This is a genomic window from Kitasatospora sp. NPDC058406, from assembly GCF_042722765.1.
In the GTDB taxonomy this organism is placed as follows: Bacteria; Actinomycetota; Actinomycetes; order Streptomycetales; family Streptomycetaceae; genus Kitasatospora.
In genome coordinates this window covers 23,144-31,099 of sequence record NZ_JBHXKE010000106.1, presented here as the reverse complement: position 1 = coordinate 31,099, position 7,956 = coordinate 23,144, and the positions used below count along the sequence as shown (strand labels likewise).

8 protein-coding genes are annotated in these 7,956 nt (G+C 74.2%); 3 read left to right on the top strand and 5 right to left on the bottom strand.

The window, feature by feature from the left end; translation table 11 throughout:
- Window positions 1-42 precede the first annotated feature (42 nt).
- Window positions 43-1,563, bottom strand: a complete 1,521-nt coding sequence (locus ACFWOG_RS21580; protein ID WP_380360342.1) for a choice-of-anchor A family protein — start codon at window positions 1,561-1,563, stop codon at window positions 43-45.
- Between the two features lie 252 nt (window positions 1,564-1,815).
- Between ACFWOG_RS21580 and ACFWOG_RS21575 the strand changes: the two genes are divergently transcribed.
- From ACFWOG_RS21575 to ACFWOG_RS21565, 3 genes are all read left to right on the top strand, one after another.
- Window positions 1,816-2,568, top strand: coding sequence for a 4'-phosphopantetheinyl transferase family protein (locus ACFWOG_RS21575; protein ID WP_380360340.1), 753 nt, complete (start codon window positions 1,816-1,818; stop codon window positions 2,566-2,568).
- Between the two features lie 140 nt (window positions 2,569-2,708).
- Window positions 2,709-3,191 carry a DUF2269 family protein gene (locus ACFWOG_RS21570; protein WP_329951594.1) on the top strand — a complete coding sequence of 161 codons (483 nt, stop codon included), beginning with the start codon at window positions 2,709-2,711 and terminating at the stop codon, window positions 3,189-3,191.
- A 45-nt stretch (window positions 3,192-3,236) separates the two neighbouring features.
- A complete protein-coding gene (locus tag ACFWOG_RS21565; RefSeq protein WP_380360338.1) occupies window positions 3,237-4,073 on the top strand; it encodes a helix-turn-helix domain-containing protein in 837 nt (278 codons plus the stop codon).
- Window positions 4,074-4,077: 4 nt separating this feature from the next.
- On the opposite strand, the gene ACFWOG_RS21560 is transcribed toward ACFWOG_RS21565, so the two are convergent.
- From ACFWOG_RS21560 to ACFWOG_RS21545, 4 genes are all read right to left on the bottom strand, one after another.
- Window positions 4,078-4,503 carry a hypothetical protein gene (locus ACFWOG_RS21560; protein WP_329951592.1) on the bottom strand — a complete coding sequence of 142 codons (426 nt, stop codon included), beginning with the start codon at window positions 4,501-4,503 and terminating at the stop codon, window positions 4,078-4,080.
- A 182-nt stretch (window positions 4,504-4,685) separates the two neighbouring features.
- Window positions 4,686-5,615 carry an amidohydrolase family protein gene (locus ACFWOG_RS21555; RefSeq protein ID WP_380360336.1) on the bottom strand — a complete coding sequence of 310 codons (930 nt, stop codon included), beginning with the start codon at window positions 5,613-5,615 and terminating at the stop codon, window positions 4,686-4,688.
- Entirely contained in the window at window positions 5,612-7,246 is a 1,635-nt protein-coding gene (locus tag ACFWOG_RS21550; protein WP_380360334.1) for an acyl-CoA dehydrogenase family protein, read from the bottom strand. The genes ACFWOG_RS21555 and ACFWOG_RS21550 overlap by 4 nt, the downstream gene beginning before the upstream one ends.
- Window positions 7,230-7,859, bottom strand: a complete 630-nt coding sequence (locus tag ACFWOG_RS21545) for a TetR/AcrR family transcriptional regulator (RefSeq protein WP_329878904.1) — start codon at window positions 7,857-7,859, stop codon at window positions 7,230-7,232. The genes ACFWOG_RS21550 and ACFWOG_RS21545 overlap by 17 nt, the downstream gene beginning before the upstream one ends.
- Window positions 7,860-7,956: the final 97 nt, after the last annotated feature.

Below are 7,956 nucleotides of genomic sequence, written 5' to 3'. Positions count from 1 at the left end.
GTCGAGGTGACCGGGCGGCCCGGGGCCGACTGCGGGACGCGGCTAGCTGTGGCGTCCGCGACGGCGGGCGGCGAGCACGGCGAGGCCGCCGAGGCCCAGCAGGCCCACGCCGGCCAGGCCGAGGACGACCGGGCCGTTGCCCGCGCCGGTCGACGGCAGTTCACCGCCCCCGCCGCCCGGCTTGCCGGGGGCCGGGTGGTGGCCGGTCGGACCGTGGCTGCCCGATCCGTGGCCGCCCGGCCCGTGGCTCGTCGGCCCGTGGCTGGTCGGCGCCGCGCTGGACGAGCTCGGCGAGGAGGTGGGCGAGGTCGGCGAGGCCGTCGGCGAGGTCGGGCTCGCGGTGGGGGACGTGGGCGAGGCCGTCGGGGACGTCGGGCTCGCGGTGGGGGACGTCGGCGAGGCCGTCGGCGAGGTCGGGCTCGCGGTCGGGGACGTGGGGCTCGCGGTCGGCGACGTCGGGGAGGAGGTCGGCGAGGTGGGCGACGGGCTCGGCGTCACCTCACAGTCCGGCAGGTCCCCGTCGAACGGGTAACTGTGGATCTCGTAGCCGCCGTTGCCGGTCTGGATCAGGTTGCCCGCCAGGTAGACCCGGCCGTTCATGCCCGGCATGGCGATGGTGGTGGTGCCGGCCGGGTTGCCGGCCATCACCGAGCCCTGGAACTGCGCGCTGCCGAGGATCTGCGCCGAGGTGGCCGTGGGGAAGTTCCACAACAGCTTGGAGCGCATCTCGGTGGTCGGGTCGCCCGGCAGGCCCGTCCCGGTGTAGGTGTTGATGTTCGCGTCGTCGGACAGCATGTTGACCACGACGGTGGCACCGGCCGGGATGTTGTTGAACACCAGGCCGATCTGCCGGGCCGCCGCGCCCAGGCTCCCGGTGACGTTGAAGACCTGCTTCATGCTGGTGCCGTCACCGGTGAAGGTCGCCTCGGTCATGGTGACCGCCACGGTGCCGGTGGCCGTCGCCCGCCCGACACAGGCGGAGACGTCCTCGATCTGGGTGAGCACCGACTGGTACGGCGCGGCGGCGTTCGCGTCCTGGATCGCCTGACCGGTCGGGTCGATGGAGACCGTGCCGGTGAGCGTGCCCGCGTAGCGCAGGTTGCCGAAGGCCTGGCCCTGCGAGTCGCTGCCGCCGATCAGCAGCGAGTTGCCGGGCAGCATGGTCACGTTGCCGCCGACGGTGAGGAAGTCGCTGCCGTTCGGCGGCACGACGCGGGAGCCGACGCCGACCACGCCCGCGTTGTAGGCGCCACCGCCCTCGCTCTTGTCGACGGTGAAGTCACCGAGCGCGACGATCTTGCCCTCGGCCTCGGCGGCCCGCCCGTTCACGGTGTAGTCGCCGCCGGTGAAGACGTTGATCGTGGCGTCCCGGCCGGGGAAGTCGCCGTTGTTCGGCGGCGGCCAGGTGGCCGGGCAGTCCGGCCCGCTGCAGGCGCCCAGCGGCGGAGCCAGCGGCGCGGCGGAGCCGACCGTCAGCACCGCCGCCAGCGGCAGTGCCGCGACGGCGGTCGCCACCGCGACCCGGACGGTCCGTCGCCGGCCGGCGGCCGGCGCGCGCTCCACGGCGGTTCTTCTGTGATCCGGCGTACCGGTGCCCTGATCCATCGACACATTCCTCCGCGCAGAGAAAAGGGCAGGTTGCACAACCTGCCTCGTTCCGTTTGATACAGGATCATCCCACCTGATTCCCTCAGATCCGGGACATCAAATATCAAATCGGACGATCCACACCCTACAGACCATCAGCAGCGATCCGACAATCCGGCGAACGGCCGACCGGCCCCGTGGGCCGCCCCTCCCCGCTAGGTTGAGACCATGACTTCCGAGCCCCAGCAGACGCACGAGAACCCGGACACCCGCCCGGACGCGGACACGGGCACGGACGCCGCCCTCGCCACCGTCGCGGCCAGCGCCGACGTGCTGCGCCACCCCGAGGCCGGCGAGCACCTGCTCACCGCCGTCGAGAAGGAGCGCGCCGCCCGGTTCCGCCACGAGGCCGCGCGCGTCGACTTCACCGCCGCGCACATCCTGGTCCGGCTCTGCGCCGCCCGGCTGCTCGGCGTCCCGGCCGCCGGGCTGACCCTGGCGCAGAACTGCCCCGACTGCGGCAAGGGCGACCACGGCAAGCCGTACCTGCCCGACCACCCGGACGTCTCGGTCAGCCTCTCGCACACCAAGGGCGTGGTCGCCGCCGCCGCCGGACACCGGCCGATCGGGGTCGACGTCGAGCTGAACGCCCGCAGCGGCAGCCTGCTCGACGTGGCCGGGCGGGTGCTCACCGCCGCCGAACTGCGGCAGGTCGAGGCGCACGCCGACCCAGCGTCGGCCTTCCTGCGGTTCTGGGTCCGGAAGGAGTCGCTGATCAAGATCGGCCGCACCAGCCTGGACGAACTCGCCGGCGTCGACCTCTCCGGCCTCGCCCTGGACCTGCCCGCCGGCGGGCCGCTGCTCAGCCGATTCGAGGAGCTGTACCTGCTCGACTGGGTGGACGACGCGCACGGCGCGGCCGTCGCGGCGGTGAGCGCCGTGCCGCCCCGCGTGGTGGTGCTGGCGCCGCCGGCCGGCTGACCGGCCGCGGATCCACCCGCCCGGAGGGGCTCCGGATAAGCGGTGTTAGCGTCCTGACCAGGGCGGAGGAACCGGACGCCCCGGCTGTCCGCGCCGCGATCGCCCGCGCAGCCCCCGTTGAGTCCCTAGGGTGCCCCGCCATGGCCAAGTTCCTGCTGAGCCTGCACGTCCTCGCCTCGGTGCTGTTCATCGGTCCGGTGGCCGTGGCCGTCAGCATGTTCCCCCGCCGGGCGTCGGCGGCACTCGCCGGCGGCCCGGACAAGGCGGCCGACGCCGGCATGCTCCGGATGCTGCACCGGATCACCCAGGTCTACGCGCTGCTCGGGATAGCCGTCCCGGTGCTCGGCATCGGGGTCGCCCAGGTGATGGACGTGCTGGACCAGTCCTGGCTGATCGTCTCGATGGTGCTCACCGCGGTCGCGGCGCTGTCCCTGCTGCTGTTCGTCCTGCCCGCGCAGCAGGCCGCGGTGGACGCGCTCGACCTCGACGCCGAGACGGCCGAGCACGGCAGGGCCGTCCGGGGACTGAAGCTGCTTCCGATGACCGCCGGCGTGTTCAACCTGCTCTGGGCGGTGGTCGTGGTCCTGATGATCATCCGACCGGGATCGACCACCGGCGCCTGACCCCGCCACCCCCGCCGGTACGGCCTCCGTACTACTGTCCCGCCCATGACGATCATCGCGGGGATGGGGCCGGAGACCGGTTCGGGCGTGGGCGTCCTGCTGCGCGGCTGGCGGGAGCGGCGCCGGCTCAGCCAGCTGCAACTGGCCCTGCTGGCCGACTCCTCGGCCCGGCACATCAGCTTCGTCGAGAACGGACGCGCCCGGCCCAGCCAGGAGATGGTGCTCCGGCTCGCCGAGCACCTCGACGTCCCGGTCCGCGAGCGCAACACCCTGCTGCTGGCCGCCGGGTACGCGCCGCACTACCCCGAGAAGCAGCTGGACGACCCCGCGATGGACGCGCTGCGCTCCGGCATGGAGCGGCTGCTGGCCTCGCACGACCCGTACCCGGCGCTGGTGGTCGACGGCACCTTCCGCGTCCTGGCGGCCAACCGCTCGCTCGGGATGCTGCTCGCCGGGGTCGCCCCGCACCTGCTGGAACCGCCGCTCAACGCGATGCGGATCACCCTGCACCCCGAGGGCCTGGCCCCGCTCATCGTCAACCTGCGGCAGTGGCGGCGGCACCTGCTGGAGCGCATGGAACAGCAGGTCGGGCTGGTCCGCTCCGAGCCGCTGCGGGCGCTGCTCGACGAGGTCGGCGCCTATCCGGACCCGGTGGGCGGCGCGGCGGACGACGGCGCGGACGACGACGCCACCGCCCTGTTCCCCTTCGCGCTGCCGCTGCGGATCGCCTTCGGGGGGCGGGTGCTGTCGTTCCTGTCGACGATCACGACGTTCAACACCCCGATGGACGTGACCGTCTCCGAACTCGCCCTGGAGGCCTTCCTCCCGGCCGACGCGGAGACGGTCGCGTTCCTCCAGGCCGCCGTGGGACCGGAGCGGTGACCCCTCAGCGGGCGACGGCCCGGCGGCGCAGCGCGGTGAACTGGAGGACGGCGAAGAGGAGCACCGTGCCGGCCTGAAGCGGGATCCAGACGAGGCCGGCGGTGGTCGGCTCCAGCCAGAGCTCCATCGCCAGGACGCTGAGCACCGTCCAGGCCAGGTTGACCTCGATCACCGCCTGCACGGCGAGCCGCGGCGGCTGCGGACGGGCTGCCAGCAGGCCGACGGCGAGGCCGACCACCGTGAGCAGCACACCGATTTCGACCAGCGTCGAGCGGCCGACGCCGAGCAGGTCACCGAGCGGGCCGGAGAAGGCCAGGTAGGCGAGGCCGTTGCCGCCGGTCACGACGGCGTCCAGCGCGAGGTAGCCGCGCAGGGCCTTCGGGGAGGCGGGGGCGGTCGGACGGGCGGCGGCAAGGGTGTTCGCGGACATGGCGGATCGGCCTCCGGTGGTCGGAACGGATCCCGGGCCGCGGTCCCGCGACCCGGTGCCGCCCACTCTGGCGGGCCGCCCGGAAGGCGTCGATTACCTCCGAGGTCATGGCCTCCCCGCCGGTCGGGCCCGGCCGCCCGGGGAGGGCCGCGCCGCAGCCCGCGCCGTGTATTGACGTATCGTCAGATGCCGAGGAGACGGGCCGCGTTGTCGTGACAGACCGCGCGCAGCCAGTCCTCCCCCAGCCCGGTCCGCTCCAGCGCGTCCAGCTGGTGCACGTACCGGTAGGGGATGTTGGGGAAGTCGCTGCCGAGCAGGACGCGGTCCCGGAGCCCGGCCAGGCGCGGCAGTTCGGCGGGCGGGAAGGGGGTGTCCCGCTCGACGAAGTCGGTGAACGCGATGGTGGTGTCGAGCCGGACCTCCGGGTACCGCTCGGCGAGGTCGAGGAAGTCGGTGTACTCGGGCAGGCCGAGGTGGGCGACCACCAGGACGAGCCGGGGGTGCCTGGCGAGCACCTCGCCGATCGGCCCGGCGCCGGTGTGCTTGCCGGGGACCGGCCCCGATCCGCAGTGCGTCACCACCGGCGTACCGGTCTCGGCGAGAAGGCCCCAGACCTCGTCGAGCCGCTCGTCCGCCGGGTGGTAGCCGCCGACCTGGAGGTGCGCCTTGAAGACCCGGGCGCCGCCCTCGATCGCCCGGGCCACGTACCCGGGTGCCCCGGGCTCGGGGAAGAACGTGGCGGTGTGCAGGCAGTCCGGGGTGCGGGCGGCGAATTCGGCGGCCCAGCCGTTGAGCCACCCGGCCATGCCGGGCTTGTGCGGGTAGAGCATCGCGGTGAACGCCCGGACACCGAACTCCCGCAGCCACCCGACCCGCCGGTCCTCGGCCCCGCGGTAGGTGATCGGCCACGGCCGGTCGGCCAGCGGACCGGCCGCGTCGAAGTACGCCCACACCTTGTCGAGGACGTTCTGCGGCATGAAGTGCGTGTGCACGTCGATCAGTCCGGGCAGGCCGAGGCCCTGCCAGAAGGCGCGGACCCCGGCCGTCTCGGCGTCCCGGGCCTCCCGAGCGGCCTGCACGGCCTGCTCGGCCTGCTCGGCCGGACCCGTCATGCCGGCACCGGGCGGGCGCGGTCGATGATCGCGCCCGCGTCGACGCCGGCCGGCAGCGTGCCGAAGGCCGCTCCGTGGTCGCCGCCGAGACGGGAGGCGCAGAACGCGTCGGCCACCGCCCGGTCCCCGTACCGGACCAGGAGCGAACCCTGGAAGGCCAGTGCCATCGACTCGACCAGCCGGCGGGCGCCGAACTCCGGGTCCTCCGGGCCGGCCAGCTCCTTGCGCAGCCCGGCGACGGCGGCGTCCAGCCTGCGGTCCGCGCCGGCGGCGGCGTCCAGCTCGCCGAGGAGGGCCTCGACGGTCTCCGGGCGCCGGGCCATGGCGCGCAGCGCGTCCAGGGCGGCGACGTTGCCGGATCCCTCCCAGATCGAGACCAGCGGCGCCTCGCGGTAGAGCCGGGGCATCCCGGACTCCTCGACGTAGCCGTTGCCGCCGAGGCACTCCAGCGCCTCGGCGGCGTGCGCCGGACCGCGCTTGCAGACCCAGTACTTGGCCACCGCCAGGCCGAGCCGGCGGACCAGCGCCTCGCCCGTGTCCCCGGCGAGCGCCGCGTCGGTGGCCTGGGCGAGGCGCATCGCCACCGTGGTGGCCGCCTCGGACTCGACGACGAGGTCGGCGAGCACGTTGCGCATCAGCGGCTGGTCGACCAGTGCCCTGCCGAACGCCCTTCGGTGCAGGGCGTGGTGGACGGCCCGGGTGGCGCCGAGCCGCATGCCGGAGGCGGCACCGGTGGTGCAGTCGAGGCGGGTCATGTTGACCATCTCGATGATGGTCGGGACGCCCCGGCCCTCCTCGCCGACCAGCCACCCGACCGCGTCGTCGTACTCGATCTCGGCGGAGGCGTTGGACTTGTTGCCCAGCTTGTCCTTGAGCCGCTGGAGGTGAATCCGGTTGCGGGTGCCGTCGGGCAGGACCCGCGGCAGCAGGAAGCAGCTGAGCCCGCCGGGCGCCCGGGCGAGGGTCAGGAAGAGGTCGGACATCGGCGCCGAGGTGAACCACTTGTGGCCGGTGAGGCGGTAGCTGCCGTCCGGCCGCGGGGCGGCGGCCGTGGTGTTGGTGCGGACGTCCGAGCCGCCCTGCTTCTCGGTCATCGACATGCCGGCGATCAGGCCCCGCTTGCCCTGCGGTGCCCGCAGCCCGAAGTCGTACGTGGTGGAGGTCAGCAGCGGCTCGAACTCGGCGGCCAGCGCCGGGGCGGCGCGCAGGGCGGCCACGGCGGCGTAGGTCATCGAGACCGGGCAGGTGTGACCGGCCTCGACCTGGCCCCAGACGAGGAACTTGGCGGCGCGGGCGGCGTGCGCGCCGGGCCGGTCGTCCCGCCACGGCGCGGCGTGCAGGCCGTGGCCGACGGCGGTGCGCATCAGCTCGTGCCAGGACGGGTGGAACTCGACCTCGTCGATCCGGTGGCCGAAACGGTCGTGGGTGCGGAGCACCGGCGGGTGCTCGTTGGCCAGCCGGCCCCACTCGGCGGCCTGTTCGGAGCCGGCCAGCCGGCCGAGTTCGTGCAGCTCCGGCTCGGCCCAGCCCGCGCCGGCCCGGTGCAGGGCGGCGAGCAGGGCCGGATCGGCCGCGGTGTCGTGTCCGTACGGCAGGGGTACCTGGTTGGTGACCTCATGCGTCGCTGTCATCGCGTCCTCCCAGGGCACGCAGGGTGAAGGAGACCAGGGCGGGGACCACCTCGGGCGGGGCGGTCCGGGTGTCCGGCGGACGGGCCGCCGCGAGCGGACCTGCGAGCGCCTCGCCGACCGCGCCGACGATCGCGGCGGCGGTCAGTTCCGGGTCCTGGCCGGGCACGTCGCCGGCGGCGAGGGCGGCGGTGATCTCGGCGGCGATCACGTCGCGGAAGGCCCGCCGGAACACCAGGCGTTCCGCGTCCACCACGGTGTCGGCCGGCTCGACCAGGAGCGCGTGGGCGAGCCGTGGCGCACGCAGGGCGCGGGCGGCGAAGGTCTCGACCACGGCCGCGATGCGCGTCCGGGGGGTGTCGTGCCGGGCGACGGCCTCGTGCACGGCGGCCACCTCCCGGGTGACGACCCGGCGGAACAGCTCGACCGAGAGCTCGGCCTTGCTCGCGAAGTGCTGGTACATCGAGCCGGTGGCGATCCCGGCGCGGTCCGCGACCGCGGCCATGGTGCAGCCGCCGTAGCCGCGCTCGGCGAGCAGCCCGACCGCGGCCTGGAGCACCGCCTCGCGCTGGGCGTCCAGGCGGGCTTGTACGGCGGGCGTGCGTCGGTAGGCCATGAAAGAATTGAAGCACCGATTCACTGCTTCGGGGAGAGGCGCGCGGCCCCGGGGGTGGTGCTCGGCCACCGCGCCCTACAGGCGGACGCGGTCAGGC

Bases quoted from the DNA above. Each gene is read 5' to 3' on its own strand.
- ACFWOG_RS21575 (WP_380360340.1), top strand. From the start codon at position 1,816: ATGACTTCCGAGCCCCAGCAGACGCACGAGAACCCGGACACCCGCCCG.
- ACFWOG_RS21570 (WP_329951594.1), top strand. From the start codon at position 2,709: ATGGCCAAGTTCCTGCTGAGCCTGCACGTCCTCGCCTCGGTGCTGTTC.
- ACFWOG_RS21565 (WP_380360338.1), top strand. From the start codon at position 3,237: ATGACGATCATCGCGGGGATGGGGCCGGAGACCGGTTCGGGCGTGGGC.
- ACFWOG_RS21560 (WP_329951592.1), bottom strand. From the start codon at position 4,503: ATGTCCGCGAACACCCTTGCCGCCGCCCGTCCGACCGCCCCCGCCTCC.
- ACFWOG_RS21555 (WP_380360336.1), bottom strand. From the start codon at position 5,615: ATGACGGGTCCGGCCGAGCAGGCCGAGCAGGCCGTGCAGGCCGCTCGG.
- ACFWOG_RS21550 (WP_380360334.1), bottom strand. From the start codon at position 7,246: ATGACAGCGACGCATGAGGTCACCAACCAGGTACCCCTGCCGTACGGA.
- ACFWOG_RS21545 (WP_329878904.1), bottom strand. From the start codon at position 7,859: ATGGCCTACCGACGCACGCCCGCCGTACAAGCCCGCCTGGACGCCCAG.